This is a genomic window from Halohasta sp. A2 (assembly GCF_056175805.1).
Window position 1 is genome coordinate 125,954 of sequence record NZ_JAQFWV010000001.1, and the last position, 17,171, is coordinate 143,124.

General features: G+C 61.7%; 15 protein-coding genes. 3 read left to right on the forward strand and 12 right to left on the reverse strand.

The window, feature by feature from the left end:
* Positions 1 to 137: 137 nt before the first annotated feature.
* A complete protein-coding gene (locus O2S87_RS00700; RefSeq protein ID WP_475406870.1) occupies positions 138 to 1,946 on the reverse strand; it encodes an acetyl-CoA carboxylase biotin carboxylase subunit in 1,809 nt (602 codons plus the stop codon).
* Between the two features lie 157 nt (positions 1,947 to 2,103).
* On the opposite strand from O2S87_RS00700, the gene O2S87_RS00705 reads away from it, so the two are divergent.
* Positions 2,104 to 2,325 carry a hypothetical protein gene (locus O2S87_RS00705; RefSeq protein WP_475406871.1) on the forward strand — a complete coding sequence of 74 codons (222 nt, stop codon included), beginning with the start codon at positions 2,104 to 2,106 and terminating at the stop codon, positions 2,323 to 2,325.
* An 11-nt stretch (positions 2,326 to 2,336) separates the two neighbouring features.
* Here O2S87_RS00705 and O2S87_RS00710 read toward each other — a convergent pair whose 3' ends face one another.
* The 4 genes from O2S87_RS00710 to O2S87_RS00725 all read right to left on the reverse strand — a co-directional run bounded on the left by O2S87_RS00710 (position 2,337) and on the right by O2S87_RS00725 (position 7,265).
* Positions 2,337 to 3,275, reverse strand: coding sequence for a methyl-accepting chemotaxis protein (locus O2S87_RS00710; protein WP_475406872.1), 939 nt, complete (start codon positions 3,273 to 3,275; stop codon positions 2,337 to 2,339).
* 131 nt (positions 3,276 to 3,406) lie between these two features.
* The gene (locus O2S87_RS00715; RefSeq protein ID WP_475406873.1) at positions 3,407 to 3,751 is read right to left on the reverse strand and encodes a DUF8022 family protein; all 345 of its coding nucleotides are present in this window, start codon (positions 3,749 to 3,751) and stop codon (positions 3,407 to 3,409) included.
* A gap of 1 nt (position 3,752) precedes the next feature.
* Positions 3,753 to 5,297 (reverse strand): acyl-CoA carboxylase subunit beta, encoded by a 1,545-nt coding sequence (locus tag O2S87_RS00720; protein WP_475406905.1) that lies wholly within the window; start codon positions 5,295 to 5,297, stop codon positions 3,753 to 3,755.
* 156 nt (positions 5,298 to 5,453) lie between these two features.
* Positions 5,454 to 7,265 (reverse strand): hybrid sensor histidine kinase/response regulator, encoded by a 1,812-nt coding sequence (locus O2S87_RS00725; RefSeq protein WP_475406874.1) that lies wholly within the window; start codon positions 7,263 to 7,265, stop codon positions 5,454 to 5,456.
* Between the two features lie 158 nt (positions 7,266 to 7,423).
* Here O2S87_RS00725 and O2S87_RS00730 point away from each other — a divergent pair, with 158 nt between their 5' ends.
* Positions 7,424 to 8,749 (forward strand): sodium-dependent transporter, encoded by a 1,326-nt coding sequence (locus tag O2S87_RS00730; RefSeq protein WP_475406875.1) that lies wholly within the window; start codon positions 7,424 to 7,426, stop codon positions 8,747 to 8,749.
* A 10-nt stretch (positions 8,750 to 8,759) separates the two neighbouring features.
* Here O2S87_RS00730 and O2S87_RS00735 read toward each other — a convergent pair whose 3' ends face one another.
* The 5 genes from O2S87_RS00735 to O2S87_RS00755 form a co-directional block, all read right to left on the reverse strand.
* Complete coding sequence (locus O2S87_RS00735; protein WP_475406876.1) at positions 8,760 to 9,464, reverse strand: SDR family NAD(P)-dependent oxidoreductase; 705 nt, start codon at positions 9,462 to 9,464, stop codon at positions 8,760 to 8,762.
* A gap of 60 nt (positions 9,465 to 9,524) precedes the next feature.
* Positions 9,525 to 10,505, reverse strand: a complete 981-nt coding sequence (locus tag O2S87_RS00740) for an NADPH:quinone reductase (RefSeq protein WP_475406877.1) — start codon at positions 10,503 to 10,505, stop codon at positions 9,525 to 9,527.
* A 44-nt stretch (positions 10,506 to 10,549) separates the two neighbouring features.
* The gene (locus O2S87_RS00745) at positions 10,550 to 10,999 is read right to left on the reverse strand and encodes a pyridoxamine 5'-phosphate oxidase family protein (protein WP_475406906.1); all 450 of its coding nucleotides are present in this window, start codon (positions 10,997 to 10,999) and stop codon (positions 10,550 to 10,552) included.
* 62 nt (positions 11,000 to 11,061) lie between these two features.
* On the reverse strand, positions 11,062 to 13,002 hold the full coding sequence (gene thrS, locus O2S87_RS00750) for a threonine--tRNA ligase (protein ID WP_475406878.1): 1,941 nt from the start codon (positions 13,000 to 13,002) through the stop codon (positions 11,062 to 11,064).
* A gap of 60 nt (positions 13,003 to 13,062) precedes the next feature.
* The gene (locus O2S87_RS00755; protein WP_475406879.1) at positions 13,063 to 13,245 is read right to left on the reverse strand and encodes a DUF5518 domain-containing protein; all 183 of its coding nucleotides are present in this window, start codon (positions 13,243 to 13,245) and stop codon (positions 13,063 to 13,065) included.
* 132 nt (positions 13,246 to 13,377) lie between these two features.
* Here O2S87_RS00755 and O2S87_RS00760 point away from each other — a divergent pair, with 132 nt between their 5' ends.
* Entirely contained in the window at positions 13,378 to 15,384 is a 2,007-nt protein-coding gene (locus O2S87_RS00760) for a bacterio-opsin activator domain-containing protein (protein WP_475406880.1), read from the forward strand.
* Between the two features lie 23 nt (positions 15,385 to 15,407).
* Here O2S87_RS00760 and O2S87_RS00765 read toward each other — a convergent pair whose 3' ends face one another.
* Both O2S87_RS00765 and O2S87_RS00770 read right to left on the reverse strand, forming a co-directional pair.
* Positions 15,408 to 16,202 (reverse strand): lycopene cyclase domain-containing protein, encoded by a 795-nt coding sequence (locus O2S87_RS00765; RefSeq protein ID WP_475406881.1) that lies wholly within the window; start codon positions 16,200 to 16,202, stop codon positions 15,408 to 15,410.
* A 122-nt stretch (positions 16,203 to 16,324) separates the two neighbouring features.
* Positions 16,325 to 17,077, reverse strand: a complete 753-nt coding sequence (locus O2S87_RS00770; protein WP_475406882.1) for a bacteriorhodopsin — start codon at positions 17,075 to 17,077, stop codon at positions 16,325 to 16,327.
* Positions 17,078 to 17,171: the final 94 nt, after the last annotated feature.

The following is a 17,171-nucleotide window of genomic DNA, read 5'->3' on the forward strand; positions in this document are numbered from 1 at the left end:
AGAACTGCGAGGCAGAAGTGACTACTTCAAGAACTGCGAGGCAGAAGTGACTACTTCAAGAACTGCGAGGCAGAAGTGACTACTTCAAGAACTGCGAGGCAGAAGTGACTACTTCAAGAACTGCGAGGTGGAAGTGACTACTCCAAGACGACCAGCACGTCACCCATATCCACACTGTCACCTTCGCCGATCAGAATCTGGGACACGGTGCCGCCGCGTTCAGTCACCACGTCGTTTTCCATCTTCATCGCTTCGAGGACACAAACCACGTCATCTGGGGCAATCTCGTCGCCCACCGCGACGTCGACCGAGAGGATCGTGCCCTGCATCTCAGCAGTCACAGTGTCGCCACCTTCGACTGAAATCTCCTTGTCGCCTTCGTCCGCTTTGGCCTGTGGGGGTCGCTGCATTCCGCCGTTGTTCCCGCCTGGATTGGCTGATTCGACGGTGATCGGTGGTGCGCCACGTTCTTCCAGCGAGACGTCGAACCGTTTGCCGTTGACTTCGACCGTAAAGTCGCGCTCGGTCGACTCCTCGCTTTCGCCCTCGTCGCCCTCGTTGCCAGCGGTGGTCGGCCCCCACTGCGAGACCGCCTCCTCGATTCGACTGTGGTCGAGGACGTTGTCGAGATAGTTGGTCGTGTGCTCGCCGTTCGAAAACGCCTCATCGGTCAGCATCAGGCGGTGGAACGGAATAATGGTGTGAAAGCCGTCGATCTCGAACTCGGCGAGTGCGCGCTCCGAGCGAGTCAAACACTCCTCTCGATCACTGGCCGAGACGACCAGTTTGGCGATCATCGAGTCGTAGTCGCCGCCGATCTCGTCGCCCTGACGAATCGCATCGTCGATCCGAACGCCAATCCCGCCCGCCGGGTCGTAGGTTTCGAGCCTGCCAGAAGCGGGCTCGAACTCTTTGGCGGGGTTTTCGGCGTTGATCCGGAACTCCATGGCATGACCCTCGATCTCGACGTCTTCCTGGGCGAAGCTGAGTTCCTCGTCCGCGGCGATCCGTATTTGCCACTTGACGATGTCGAGGCCCGTGATCTGTTCGGTCACCGTGTGTTCGACCTGGATCCGCGTGTTGACCTCCATGAAGTAGAAGTTCCCGTCCTCGACGAGGAACTCGACGGTCCCGGCGTTGGTGTAGCCCGCGGCGTCGACGCCCCGTTTGGCGGCCTCGCCGATCTGCTCGCGGAGCTCGTCGGTGAGCGCGGGTGAAGGCGCTTCTTCAATGACTTTCTGGTGGCGGCGCTGCAGCGAGCAGTCGCGCTCGCCGAGATGTCGGACGTTGCCGTGATGATCGGCGATAATCTGGACCTCGATGTGGCGGGGGGCTTCGAGATACTTTTCGACGTAGACCGAATCGTTGTCGAAGTAGGCTTCGCCCTCGCGCTGGGCGGTCTCGAACTGTGATTCGACCTCGTCCTCGCTGTGGACGACCTTCAGACCGCGGCCGCCGCCGCCACCCTCAGCCTTGATCGCGACCGGATACCCGTACTCTTCGGCGACCGCTGTGATCTCCGCGACCGATTCGACTGGTTCGGTTGTTCCGGGGACTACCGGCACGTCGGCCTCCTGCATCAGCGAGCGGGCCTTGGTCTTCTCGCCGAGTGCTTCCATCGCCTCGGCGTCAGGACCGATCCACGTGAACCCGCGGTCGTCGACCTTGGCGGCGAACGTGGCGTTTTCGGCCAGAAAGCCGTAACCGGGGTGGATGGCGTCGGCACCGGCCTTTTCGGCGGCATCCAGAACGGCCTCGTGATCGAGATAGGAGTCGGCCGCGCGTGCGGGGCCGATGTTGTAGGCCTCGTCGGCATACCGGACGTGGCCGCTGTGCTTGTCGACATCGCTGTACACAGCGACCGTCCTGACTCCCAGCTCCTCGCAGGCGCGCATCACGCGAACCGCGATCTCTCCACGGTTGGCGACCAGAACCTTACTGAACATCTTTGCGAACTATTCGCCCATCGGCCACGTGATTCTATCGGTCGACGAACTCACCAAACCCGCCGTTTGGCCACGAATACTGATGCGTACTGACCGAATACCGGCCACCGGTCCTGTCGATCGGAACAGTCAGATACGTCGACTCGATTCGACTGGCATGGACCTCACGAAAAAGCAGGTACAGTGGACCGCGATCGTCGTCGGGGCGACGTGTTACTTCTTTCTGGGTGGATTGACCGACCTCGGCTTTCCGATCCAGCTCGGATCGTTCGTTGGCCTCGCAGTCGTCCTTCCGGCCATCGTGACGCGAACGGCCTCGTTCCAACGGCTCTTGACCGTCGACGGTTCTGGATCGTCGGACGACGAGTACCGGTTCTAGGTCGTTGGTAACTACTCGACTTCGTTGCGAAGCTGTTCGATCCGGTCGACCTGCGAACTCACGGAATCAGTAATCCGGTTGGCGGCGGTGTCGATCTCGTCGGCGTTGGTCGCCGTCTCATCGACCATCGACGCGACGGTGGTCGCACTCGCGGCCTGCTGGTCGGTGGCGGCGGCCACTTCGTCGACGCCCGCGGTGACCTCGCCGACCGCGTCGGTGATCTCGTCGAGACTCGACTGGGCCTCGTTGGCCCGGTTCATCCCGGTTTCGACCCTGGCGACGCTGGTTTCGAGGCTTCGAACCGCGCGCTCGGCGTCGGTGGTGATCCGCTCGACGGTGCTGTCGATTCCGGTGGCTTGCTCGCGGGACTCCTGGGCGAGTGATTTAATCTCGTCGGCGACGACCGCAAAGCCCGCGCCGGCTTCGCCAACTCGGGCGGCCTCGATCGAGGCGTTCAGCGCGAGCAGGTTGGTCTGGTCGGCGATCTCGTCGATCACGTCGGCCAGCTCGGTGATCTCCTCGATGCCCTCGCTAATCGTTCGGAGTTCGCCCATCGCCGCTTCGGTTACTGACTGGATCTCCTCCATCGCGTCGACGACCTCCTCGGTCGCCTCCTCGCCCTCGTTGGCGCGCTCGTCGGCCTGTTCGGCGGCGATGGCGACCTCCTCCGAGGAGGAGGCGATCTCCTCGACGGCGGCGCTCAGATCGGCGACCTCCGCCGAGACGTCGCGCATTCCGTTTGACTGCTCGTGCGCCCGGTTGGCGATCTCCTCGACGCCCTCGGCGATCTCGGCGGAGGTATCATATAGCGACGCCAGCGAGGAGGCGACGTCCGTGTTCTCGACGTTACCGAGATCCTCGCTGTCGACGTCTTCCAACTCCTCTGTATCGAGCGCCCCGACCTCTACCGGCTCCGTGGTTTCTGTCACAGCACCGTTGTTCGCGGTCATGATAACAATCCGGGAACCAGTTGTATATAACGAACGGACAAGTTATCATTTATGATAGTTGACACGCGTTACACGGGCGATGGCTTATAAATCAGCACCGAAGACGCGCTTTTCGACGCTGCGGTCGAGGGTTAAAATCGGTCGCTTCGACTGGCCGCCCGCCACGGGTCGGTCGGTGCGTTTGTGGGGGCTCTACGGGCTGGCTCGCCGATCGATTCGAGCCGGCCCGAAAACGCCCAGTTCCGGCGGCTTTTTTTCTCCTCGTCGACGGCTGCGGCCGCGGCGGCCTGGCGGTCTCGAAGGTGCGCGGCAATCGCCACCGCAATCGCCGCCGCCTCGCTGTCGTCGGCCATCGCGCGCCCACCGAGCGCGTCGACCGACACCGACGAGAGAGGGTCGTCGACGCTGGCTGGGTTGGCGTCTGTCGCGGTGGAATCGGTCGACGCCGCGTCGTCGACGGGGTGGTCGGTGGCCATCTCAGATCGGGATATTGCCGTGTTTCTTCGAGGGTTTGTCCTCGCGTTTCGACAGTAGCATCTCGAGGTCGTCGATCAGCCGCTGGCGTGTCTCACCGGGTTCGATCACGTCGTCGAGAAAGCCCCGGTCCGCAGCCGTGTACGGGTTGGCGAACTCCTCGCGGTACTCGTCGATGAGCTCCTGTCGACGGGCTTCGGGATCGTCGGTCTCGGCCAGCTCACGTCGATAGAGGATGTTCACCGCGCCTTTCGGTCCCATCACCGCAATCTCAGCGGTCGGCCACGCGTAGTTGACGTCACCGCCGATATGCTTCGAGGCCATCACACAGTACGCACCACCGTACGCTTTACGCGTGATGACCGTCAAAAGCGGAACGGTCGCCTCGGCGTAGGCGTACAGCAGTTTCGCGCCGTGGCGAATGATCCCGCCGTGTTCCTGATCGGTGCCGGGCATAAAGCCCGGAACGTCTTCGAGCGTCACGATGGGGATATTAAAGGCGTCACAGAACCGCACGAAGCGTGCGCCCTTCTCCGAGGCCGCGATATCGAGCGTTCCGGCGTTCACACGGGGCTGGTTCGCAACGATCCCCACCGAGTGGCCGTCCAAGCGTCCGAAGCCGACGACGATGTTTTTCGCAAAGCTCTCGTGGATCTCGAAAAACGAGCTTTCGTCGACGATCTCGTCGATCACCTGGGTCGCGTCGTACGGCTTTTTCGGGGCCTGGGGGACGATATTTTCCAGCTCGTCGGTCCGTCGCTCGGGGTCGTCCCACGGATCCATCCGTGGTGGGTCTTCGACATTGTTTTGCGGCAAATACGAAAGCAGGAGGGCGATCTCGTCGAGCGCCTGCTTTTCGGAGTCAACGGCGAAGTGGGCCGCCCCGGAGGTAGAGGCATGGGTGACCGCCCCGCCGAGTTCGTCGAAGCTGACCTCCTCGCCCGTGACGGTCTCGACGACATCGGGGCCGGTGATGAACATGTGACTCGTCTCTTTGACCATGAACACGAAATCCGTGATCGCGGGTGAGTAGACAGCCCCGCCCGCACACGGGCCGAAGATGCCCGAAATCTGGGGGATGACGCCGCTGGCATCGGTGTTGCGCTGAAAGATCTCGCCGAACCCGCCGAGCGAGCCGACGCCCTCCTGTATTCGGGCTCCTGCCGAGTCGTTCAGTCCGACGACCGGTGCGCCGACCTCCATCGCCTTGTCCATCACCTTGCAGATCTTTTCAGCAAAGACCTCGCCGAGTGAGCCGCCGAAAACCGTGAAATCGTGGGCGAACACGAAGACGGTTCGGCCGTTGACATCGCCATACCCCGTCACGACGCCGTCGGTCAGGAGCTGTTGTTCCTCCATGCCGAAGGTGTGGTTTCGGTGCGTGCGGAACTGATCGAACTCGTGGAACGTTCCGTCGTCAAGAAAGTAGTCGATCCGCTCTCTGGCGGTCATCTTTCCCTTCTCGTGTTGTTTGGCGATGCGGGCCTCGCCGCCGCCGCTGTTGGCTTCGGCTCGCTTTGCTCGAAGCTCCTCGATTCGGTCGTCCATCGTCATTTCGGACCACCAGTCATTGATCCATACCGACTACCAGCGGCTTCAAAAGGGTTCCGCAACAGCATACCTGACTGTCGACTATCTCTGGGTGATAACAGTGGGCGGCTGCGGCCACAGGCAGCGGTGATCGACGGTGGGCTGTGCGAGCCGTTACGCTGAGGCCGCTTTGAGGATGACCGCAACACACAACCCACCGGCTTCCGAGGAGCCGAGAGAAACCGACCCTCCGTACGTTTCGGCGATCTCGCTGACGAGATACAACCCGAGTCCGGTTCCGGCCGACTCGCCCTTCGAGACGCCCTGTTCGAGGAGCGCGTTGGCTTCGTCGGTTGGAAGTCCATCGCCGTCGTCAGCAACACAAACGACGAATTCGTCGTCCTCGCGTCGACAGCGGATTTCGATACGGTCCGCATTCGAGTGTTTCAACGCATTCGAGACGAGGTTCTCGAAGAGCGCCTCGAGCAGCGAGCCGCCGTAGACTACCCCGTTGCATCCATCGTACTCGAGTTCGACGCCCTCGGCTGTCGCCTGTGGCGAATAGCTGTCGACGACGTCCAAGAGCACCTCGTGAAGCTTACACCGTTCGGGGTCTTCCTGCGAAAGTCCACTCAGCATGCCGACGTTTTCGATTAACTCCAACGAGCCCGAAAGTGCACGGCCAGCAGTTTCCAAATGCGCTATCGCCTCCGGTGAACCGCCTTCATGGATGGCCAGTTCCATATAGCCGTCGGCGGTGTGGATCTTGTTTTTGACATCGTGACGAAGCAGTGATGACAGAAACAACTCGCGTTCTTGCATCCGTTTGCCTTTCGTGATATCCTTCGAGATAACGACGACACCGACATGTCCATCGGTCTCGGGGTCGGCGACCGGACTGTACGTTCGGTACGACCAGCGGTCTTCGGTCTGGAACTCGTACTCCTCGGTTTTCGGCTCTCCGCTTTCGATGATCACCTGAATAATCTCGGTGATACGTTTGGCTTCCGGCCCCGCGTGAATGTCGACGTACTTTCGGCCGACGACCTCGCGTTCGTCGGCCCGGGGAATCTTGCTGTCGGCTGCCAGCCGCGAGAGGTGTTCGGTGTTGGCGAACACGTACCGGCCGTCGGTATCGAGCATATAAATAGAGTCGTCGGAGCCCTCGACAGCCGTCGCGTACTGTTTGAGTGTGGACTCGCGACTGCGTGCGGCAGTAATATCGAGGATCATCGACATTACCTCGGCTACGCCAGTCTCCGAGCGTTCGAGCGGTGTGTTGTACCAGTGGCAGACGACGCGCTGACCGTCTTTGGTGACGGTTTCGAGGACTCGGTCAGTGGGAGCCCCGTCGGCCACCAGTGGTCCTGAGAACGCATCGAGTGTCTCTGTCGACTCCGGCGTGAACAACAGTTCGTCGAGGCGTCGGCCGCGAGCCTCCTCGGCCGACCACCCGTACAGCCGCTCGGCTCGGTCGTTCCAGTCGACGATCTCGCCGTCGGCGTTCCAGATGACCAGCGCGAGCGGGGCGTTTTCGTAAATACTGACGTACTTTTCACGGTTGCGTTCGAGCCCCGATCTCGTGTGTTCGTGCTCGATTTCGTTGAGAACGGCGTCCGCCAACAGAGTGTACTGGGCGTTGGGATCACCTCCCTTCTGCAGGTAGCGGTCGGCACCGAGATTGAGCGCCTCGATTGCGACCGCTTCGCGACCCTCGCCGGTGAACATAATAAATGGCGTCCGCTGGCCCTGTTCGTCACGGATCTCGGCAAGCAACTCCAAGCCGTTCAGCTTGGGCATCTGATAGTCAGAGATAACGGCGTCGTACGCAGTGGCCTCAATGGCGTCGGCTGCGGCCACAGGATCGGTCATCGTCTCGACGACCAGCCGGTCATCGTGGCCGCCCAGAAACTGCTCGGAGAGTGACAGCAGTTGTGGGTCGTCGTCGACGTGTAGGACAACGAACTCATCAGGACAACGACTCATTGGGGGTAGGATAAGATTAGAAGTGCTATATGTAAAGGTTACTGCCCGGATAACTTCGCTGGGCAGCACTGAATCACCCAGAATAATAATGTGGCCGGATATATAATTCAAATTTATCATCAGATGGATTTATTAGACTGAACAAAACACACGTTTGTATGAGTGTTAGAGAATCGTGGGCAACGCGTGTCGGATTCATCCTTGCGGCGACCGGAAGCGCCGTCGGGTTGGGAAACATCTGGCGGTTTCCGTTCCTGACGGCTGAGTCGGGGGGCGCAGCGTTCCTCGTCGCCTATCTACTGCTGGTGGTCGGCGTCGGGCTGCCACTGATGTTGGCGGAGTTCGTCATTGGTCGACGGGCAAAGCGGAACGTTATCAGTTCGTTCGGTGAACTCGGTCATTCGAACTGGAAGTTCGTCGGCGGGATCGGCGCGCTGGCGGGCTTTGTCATTCTCTCGTACTACAGTGTCGTCGGCGGCTGGGTGATTCAGTACATCATCGCCAGCGTAACCGGTGCATACGCGTCCGATCCGGCGGCCTACTTTGAGACCGCCGCCTCCGGCACCACCGCGGTTGCCTTTGACGCGCTGTTTATGGCGGTCGTCGCCGGTATCGTCGCCCTCGGGGTTCGCGACGGCCTCGAACGCGCCGCGAAGTTCATGGTGCCGAGCGTCGCCGTTTTGCTGGCCGTGCTGGCGGGCTACGGTGCGACCCTCGGCGGCGCGGGCGAGGGCTACGCCTTCTACCTCTCACCCGATCCAGCCACGCTACTCAGTGACGCATTCGGCCTGCTTCCCGACGCGGCCGGACAGGCCTTTTTCACCCTCTCGCTCGGGATGGGCGTGATGATCACCTACGGTTCGTATCTCGGTGAGGATCGTAGTCTCCTGAACGACAGTCTGCTCATTCTCGTCGTCGACACGTTCATCGCCTTGCTGGCCGGGTTGGCGATCTTCCCGTTCCTCTTCGCCGAAGGGGTCGACCCGGGCACCGGCGGGCCGGGTACCGTCTTCATCGCGCTCGGAACTGCGTTCGGCGAACTCCCGGCTGGCCAACTGGTCGGTACGGTGTTCTACATCGCGCTGTTCTTGGCCGCGCTCACCAGCGCGTTCAGCATTCTCGAAGTGATTGTCGCCTACGTCACCGAGACGTTCGATGTCGACCGGAAACCCGCGACGATCGGCATTGCAGGGATCATCTTCCTCATCGGCATCCCGACGGCACTCGATCTCGACGTGCTCGATGCATACGACGTGCTCGCAAACCAAGTGCTGCTCATCGGCGGCGGGCTCCTGTTGGCGATCTTCGTCGGCTGGGTCTTGTCGGGCGACGCGCTCGACGAGTTTACCGAGGGGATGGACGGCGGTGGTGCCATCAGTATCATCTGGATTTGGCTCCTCCGACTCCCCATCATCTTCGTGCTCCTGTACGTCCTTTACAACGGGATTTTGGCGACGAGCGAGGCTATCGCCGCGGTACTCTAACAAGGCCCTGTTAGGCTTCGCCGTAAACGGGCACCGCCGCGCCGCTGGTGACTTCGGCGGCATCTGAACAGAGAAACTGCATCACACGGGCGACCTGTGCGGGCTCGACCCACTCGTCTTTTGGTGTCATCATTTCACGGTTCATCGGCGTATCGAGGACGCTCGGCAGTACACAGTTGGCCCGAACCGTCCCGCGGTTCTCCTCGGCGATCGTTTCGGTCAGGATTTTTACGCTGGCTTTGGTCGACCGATAGATGCCGTCCCCCTCGCCGCCCTCAAGCCCCGACCGCGCAGAGACGCTGACGATGGAGCCTTCAGACTCCTGCAGGTGGGGCAGTGCGTGTTTCGAGGCCAGAAACATCGTCTTGAGATTGATATTAAACAGCATGTCGAACTGGCTGGCGTCGGTCTCCTCGATCGGGTTGCCGCCACGCCACGTCCCCGCGATATTCAAAAGGTAGTCGACTCGGCCGTGGTCGTCGACTACCTGCTCGATGGCCTCGGCGACGGCGTCCTCGTCGGTGAAGTCGGCCTGATAGAAGGTCACTTCGTCGCGCGGTTCGAGCAGGGAATCGTCGTTGTCGATGTCGACGATGTCGCAGGCGGCGACGGTCGCGCCCGCCTCGGCGAAGGCGTCGACGACGGCGCTGCCGAGTGCCCCGCAGCTTCCGGTTACCACGGCGACACGGTCCGTGAAGTCAAATTCGGCTGTCATATATGAGAGGTCGACGGCCGCGTTCATAAATCGATTGGCGTACCCGCCGACTAACCGACGTTACGGAGTGACTACGAGCTTCCCGAGGAAACTGTCTTCAAGCACTGCACGCTGAGCCTCGCCTGCTTCCTCTAACTCGTAGGTCTCGTCGACCTGGATTTCAATCCCACCGCTAGCCATCAGCGACGCCAGTTTCGACAGCCGAGGCCGGAAATCCGGCGTGTTGAACATGCTCATCATCGTCAAGTTGAGGTCCTTCCCTCGCGCTGCGGATGACTGCGTGAAGCCGACGTTCTGGTCCTTCTCGCCGATCCCGACGATCCGGCAGCCTGTCGCCGCGACATCCGCATCGAACTGGAGATATTCATGCATCCGGTGGTCGAGAATGGCGTCGACGCCGTCGGCCTGTCCGGCCACATCCTCGGCGGCGTCGACAACTGCCTCGGATAAGTCGTCCCGGTGATAGTCGAGGACCACATCCGCACCCAACTCGGCGAGCCGGTCGTGGTACTCCGGGCTAGCGGTCGTAATAACCTGTGCGCCAGCCGCGGCTGCAAGCTGGACCGCTGCATGGCCGACGCCACCGGAGCCGCCGTGAATCAGACACCGATCGCCCGCTTGGAGGGTGGCGTGGTCGACCAACGCCCGCCACGCCGTCACGGCCGCCACGCCAGCGCCGCCCGCGGCGACGGTGTCGACGCCCTCGGGGAGCCGAACGACCCGATCGGTCGGGACGGCGGCGAACTCGGCGTAGCCGCCGTAGTGGTCCTTGCCGATTCCCGTCCCGTAGACGGGGTCGCCCTCGCTGAACCCCTCGGCGTTCTCGCCGACCGCTGCCACCTCACCGGCAAAGTCGACGCCGGGGATCATCGGCATCGCAAACGGCTGGTATGAGCCCTCCCGGAAGTAGGTGTCGACGGGGTTGACGCCCGCGCCGTGGACCTCGACGAGGACCTCGTCATCGGCTGGTTCGGGGCGGTCGATCTCGTCGACCTGTAGTACGTCGGTGCCACCGTGGTCGTGGAATCTAACGGCGCGCATACTGGCGCAGACGAGTGGCTACTGAATAAAAGGGGATGGTGGGATTACGCTTCGCTGTCGACTTCCTTGCGGCCCGTGAGTTCGTCAGGAATCAGCCGAAAGGTCCGGTAGGGGATCTCCGAGGGCGGCCGTTCGAACACGTCGACCGTGGGGATGTCGACGGCCCACAACCCCTGGAGGGCCGTGGATTCGTAGGGTGCGTCGTCGACTTCTTCGAGGCGGCCGGTGGCGACGACGCTCCGCCAGCCCGCCTCGGTCTCGCGGTGGACGACGAAGGAGACCGGGTTGTCGACGAGGGTGGGCTTGCGGCTTCCTTCGGGCACCGAGAGCCGAAAGTAGATGCTGTCGGCGTCGGCGAAGTAGCCATACGAGACGGGGATCGACACCGGCGGCTCGTCTCGGGCGGTGGCGAACGACAGCACGCCAGTGCCGCCGGTATCGAGAAACTCATTGCGCTCGTCGTCGGTCAGTTGGACCCAGCGAAGCCCCTGCATGGTCGACCGTGCGTTCCCCTCGTACAAAATCGCTCACAGCCGTCGGAAAACAGGATAATCAGCTATTCTGATTCGTCGAGGAAATCCGGCTCCTCGCGCTTGTCGGCCCGCTCGTCGACGAGATGATTGAGGAACTCGTCGGGCTCTACGTCTTGGGCTTCGCGCTCTTTGCGGTCCCGCACGGAGATGGTTCCGGCTTCGACTTCGTCACCGCCGACGATCACCATATAGGGCACCCGGTCGGTCTGGGCCTCGCGGATCTTGCGGCCGAGCGTCCAGGATCGATCCTCGATGTCGACGCGGAAATCGTTGTCCTCCAGGTCGTTTTTGAGGCGGTGGGCGTAGCCCAGTTCGTCGTCGCTGATCGGCAGAATTCGGACCTGCTCGGGCGCGAGCCACAGCGGGAACTTGCCGTTGAAGTGCTCGATGAGCACCATGAAAAAGCGCTCGAAGCTGCCGTACAGCGCGCGGTGGATCATCACCGGGCGGTGGTCCTCGTTGTCCGCGCCCGTGTACGAGAGATCGAACCGCTCGGGCATATTGAAGTCGAGTTGAACGGTTGGGCCGTCCCATTTGCGTCCGAGGGCATCGGAGAAGGCGAAGTCGATTTTCGGGCCGTAGAAGGCTCCGTCACCCGCTTCGAGGTCGTACTCCATGTTGGATTTTTCGAGGACGGCTTCGAGCTGACGTTCGGCTTTCTCCCAGATCTCGTCGCTGCCGACCGATTTCTCGGGGCGAGTGGCGAGTTGGACCTCGTAGTCCAGATCGAAGGTGTCGAGGACTTCGAGGATCATCGACATGATGTCGTCGACCTCGCGTTCGATCTGTTCGGGGGTGCAAAACAGGTGGCCGTCGTCGATGGTGAAGGCCCAGACGCGAGAGAGCCCCGAGAGTTCGCCGCGCTGCTCCTTGCGGTAGACCTTCCCGTTTTCGGCGTAGCGCACGGGCAGATCGCGGTAGCTCCACGAGGCTTGATTGAAGATGGTCGCGTGGCCGGGACAGTTCATCGGTTTGAGGCCGTACTCCTCGTCGTTGACGTCAAGGAGGAACATGTCGTCGACGTAGTTGTCGTAGTGGCCCGATTTCTTCCAGAGCTCAGTGCGAAAGAGGTGCGGCGTCTCGACGTAGTCGTAGCCGTAGTCGTCGTTCATCGACTCGCCGTAGGCTTCGAGTTCGCGGAGGATCGCCTTCCCGTTGGGGTGGTACAGCGGGAGGCCTGGCCCCGTCACGGTGGGGATCGAAAACAGGTCGAGTTCCTGGCCGAGTTTGCGGTGGTCGCGTTCCTTTGCTTCCTCGCGCATATTGAGGAAGGATTCGAGTTGGGACTCCTTTTCGAAGGCCGTGCCGTGAACCCGCGTGAGGGTGTCGTTTTCCTCGTCGCCGCGCCAGTACGACGAGGAGATGTTGAGGAGTTTGAACGCGCCGATTTTGCCCGTCGACTCGACGTGCGGACCACGGCAGAGGTCTTCGAACTCGGCCTGCTGGTAGAAGGAGATTTCCTCCGAGTCGGCGGCCTCGTCGTCGAGGATTTCGAGTTTGTACTCGTTTTCGCCCTCGTACTTCGCAATGGCTTCCTCGCGGTCGTAGACCACGCGCTCGATGTCGTAGTCTTCGTCGACGATCTCGGCCATTTCGTCTTCGATCTCGTGGAGGTCCTCGGCGTCGAGGTCGACGCCCGTGATGTCGTAATAAAAGCCCTCGTCAGTCCACGGGCCGATAGTGAGTGTGGCGTCGTCGTACAGTCGCTGGAGAGCCTGGGCGAAGACGTGGGCCGCCGAGTGCCGGAGCACGTCGAGGTACTCGTCGCTCTGGTCGGTGACGATTTCGATGCGGTCGCCATCCGAGACGGGGGTGACTTTGTCGACGAGTTCTCCCTCGATCTTTCCGGCGACCGTGTCCTTGCCGAGTCCGGGTCCGATCTCGTAGGCGACGTCCTGTAGCGTCGATCCCTCCGGAACGGCGAGTTCCGTGCCGTCCGGCAGGATTACTGCGATTTCGCTCATGAATTTTGGGAGTCGACAAACGGGGATAAGTGTTGTTGGATGCGGTTGTGGATGGTGAGATTATTCCGAATCAATAATGAACAGAAAGGGGATGAAGGCGACAATCCCCGCAATGGTACCGACCTTTGCACCAGCGTTGGTATCGCCGCCTTCGAGGTAGCTGGCTACTGCACCGCTGATGACCGGCGAAAACGGGAGAAACGAAAGCACGACGCCAGCGATACCGCCAATAACGCCATTCAAGAGAGTGTTTGTGGTCCGTTCGCCACTGCTTGAATTGCTGGGCGTGGCTCCCTCCGTCTCAGGCAGTGATGCTGATGGTTCGGGGTCGACGTTTATGTTACCGGCAGACCTATTGGAATAAGTGTACCACGTATGACGCCAACGCGACCGAATCACGTGCTCGTGATCACAGCCGGGGGTACCGAGGACCTACTGATCGGTCTCGAACGCGATACACAACTCGTTGCGACAGTGATGAGACACAGTGACGGGCTTCAATCACAGTTCACCGACACTGACTGCGTCGTCGCTATTCACGGAGACGGTGTCGACGCGGTCGACGTTTTGCGATGCGTACGTGTACGTGACCCCGAACTGCCGGTCGTAGTCGGTGCCGACGACGTGACTGTTGCTGGCGATGCCGTCGCCGCGGGGGTCACGGAGTTCGTTCCCACTGGGAGCCTCGACGCCGCCGATCGGCTCCACGAGCGGGTGTCGGCAGCGCTGGCCGCGTTCTCGCCCAGCCGAGTAGACGAGGGTGATCGGATGCCCATCGAAGCCCTCGGTGTCGCAGCCAACCTCCAACTGAAACAGCGGGCCATCGATGAAGCGCCGGTCGGCATTACCATCGTCGACGCCGACCACCCCGACGAACCGATGATCTACATCAACGACTCGTTCGAGCGACTGACCGGCTACTCGAAAGCCCGTGCCGTCGGCCGGAACTGTCGGTTCCTCCAGGGCGATGAGACCGAGCCCGAAGCTGTCGCCGAGCTACGGGCGGCCGTCGACGCCGGGGAGTCGGCCTCCGTCGAGCTACTGAACTACCGGGCGGACGGCTCGCCGTTTTGGAACCGCGTCGACATCGCTCCGGTTCACGACGCCGACGGCGAGCTCACGCACTTCGTCGGGTTTCAGATGGATATTACCGACCGCGTGGAAGCCGAGATGCAGGTCGAACGCGAGCGGGAGGATCTCGAACACTTCCTGTTTCGGATAGGCGGCCTGCTCCAGAACGTGACCGAGGAACTCGTCAAGGCGGGGTCCCGGTCGACTGTAGAGGAGGCCGTCTGTGAACAGGTCGCAGCCGCCGAGACGTACGCCCTCGCGTGGATCAGTGTGCCGGATCGTGCTATCGACAGCCTCGTGGCGACAGTCTCTGCCGGTGAGTGGCCCGTCCCGACCGTCGACCTCGACATCGATCTCACGGCCGATAACGCGATGCCAGCCGCCGAAGCCTACCGGACGGGCGAACCATGCGTCGTCACCAATCCAACAGTGCTGTCGGCTATCGCCGCGGAATCGCCGTGGCTCGATACCGACGACCTTGTAGGGATCGCCGCCATCCCGCTCGTCTACGGCGAGACGACGTACGGTGTGTTGTCGGTGTGTACGACCGAGGTATCAACACTCAACACACACGAACAGGCCGTCCTCGGAGCGATCGGCCGCGCGACGGCAACGGCGATCAATGCCCTTGAACGCGGTCGGCTGATCGCCAGCGATAGCGTAACGCGGGTCGAGATCCGGACCGAAGACACCGGGCTGTTCTTCGTCGACCTCTCGGCGCGAACGGGCGCAACGCTTTCGTACAACGGTGCGGTCTACCGCGACGACGGCAGTGTCCTGCTGTTTTTCGAATCAAATGCCGCCGCCGATACGGTGTTCGAAGCCGCTGCAGAGTACGCCGAGATCGTCTCGGTCGACTCTCTGTACGAGTACGACGGCCAGACGCTGTTCGAGTTCGTCGTCACCGACGAGTCGCTTCCCGGTATGCTCGCCGAACGAGCTGTCCGAATCGATTCGATCAGCGTCGTCGACGGCGTGGCGCGTCTCGACCTCGAGCTGTCAAGGGAGATCGACGTTCGAGCGATCGTGGAGCTCCTCCAAGAGCGGTATCCGGAGACGGAAATCCTCGCCCAACAACGCCAGGAACGGCCACCGTCGACGCGACGCGCCTTCGTCGGCGAGGTGAAGTCTCGACTCACCGAGCGCCAATTAACAGCGCTCCAGAAGGCCCACGTCGGCGGTTTCTACGACCAGAACCGCACCGTCACCGGCGAGGCCCTCGCTGAGTCGATGGACATCGGTCGGGCGACCTACCACCAGCACCTCCGGGCAGCCGAGCGAAAGCTCGTCGACGCCTTTTTCGAACAGTAAGGGCGGCCGATCCGACAGGACGCCTACGTCCACTGGTCGGTGACCCACCGGAACAACACAAGCCCTTGGACGACGAAGAGGTTCGTGACGACGAAGAACAACGCCTCTTCGATCGGGAGTCCGAACAGGTCGATGCCGGTGGTATACACCGGCGAGATGTGCCAGATCCCGGTCGCCAACGCGATCCGGTCGATTACCCACAAATATAGTGTCGGTACCGCGACGCCGAGGGCGACCGTCCGCCGCTGGTAGATCAGCTGCGGTAGACCGACGACCCACTGGATGGCGAAGACGGGTGCGGCCCACGCGAGGATCGCACCGAGGTAGAGCGTCCGGTCGGTCCCGAACAGCAGGACGCCCGTGAGACCGATACCGACAGCGAGTCCACCGCCGAGGAGTCGTGGCAGCAGCCGGAGCCGCTCACGATCGAATCGACGGCTACCGTCTGCCCAGCCAAGCAGTCCCGTTTCGGGCCAGCCGTACCGAAGCGTTAGCTGACCGAGCCACAGCGCGGTCAAAAGCGGCTGGAGGATGAAAAAGACGTACTCGCCGAAGGGTGCCAGACCGAGGTGGGCGAACGTCTGTCCCTCGCCGTAGCCCCAGACGCCGCGGGCGATGAGGTAGTTGTCCCACGGTGTCGTGTACACCACGGCGATGAGTGTGATCGCGAGGACGCCGCTCCAGTAGACGGGTTTGCCGACCGACCACACGGTCGGTCGGTCTGTCCGCGTCCGTGTCACCGTCGCTACCGCCAGGAGGGCTGCGAGTAGGGGAACCAGGAACGCGAAATGGAACTGAAAGTACGTCGGACCGATCATCAGCGGCCCTCTCGGTCAGTACTCCGGCTGCCCATCTTCCCCTGTTTCGTCTGATTCATGAGTTGAAAGCTACCCGGGGCGGTCGTTCCGGGTGGTCGACAACGGTCGCAAGTATCGGCTGGTCAGTCGGAGGACTGTGCGGTAGTGCCGACGGCTGCACCGGCGGCATCGAGGACTTCACGGCTCGACAGCAGGATGATACCGAAGCCGACCTTCGCGACGAGGTCGAGCACCATGAAGCCGGCCGTCTCGGTGTAGAGGCTGAGTATCCCGAGCCCCTCGGTACCAAGAATCCACCACACCGGGTAGACCAGCCAGACGACGACGATGAGGGTTCTGAGCGTGTTGAACGTCGACTGGGCCTCGGCGGTGAGCTTCTTGGCCTCGTCGGCCAGCGCCCCATACAGGAAGTACAGCAGCACCAGTAGCAGGGCGGTGGAGACGCCCCACCAGACGAGGCGGTTACCGACCGGGCCGAGGAAGACGGCGGTCGTCGACAGCGTGGCGATCGCACCGGTGGCGATCATCAGCACGTCGAGACCGACGAGCGAGTAGATCTGGTTGCGGGTCGCCCCGGCGAGCAGTGCGAGGTCGAGCAACAGCAACGGCGTCGTGAACAGCCAGTCGGTGTAGCGTGCCCAGTAGATCGGTACCTCCTCGCCACCAAGTTCGATCACTGTCAGCCCGAAGCCGAGAGCCATCGCGAGATAGTTCACGAACGCGATGGCCGTGATGAATATCGTCACGATGTAGAACTCCTGTCGGCGTCTGTCCGTCTCGCCCCATCCACGGGCGATGAAGTACAGCATCCCGAGGAACATACCTACCGTCCCGAGCCATAGCCACAGTTGTTCGCTACCTGGTGTTGCAATCATGCATAACTAGTTAGACAACAATCAGCAATAAACAACTCACCATACTAGTAAGGGTGTTCTCTGCTGTGTTCTGGCTTCGGTAACCAGCCGAACG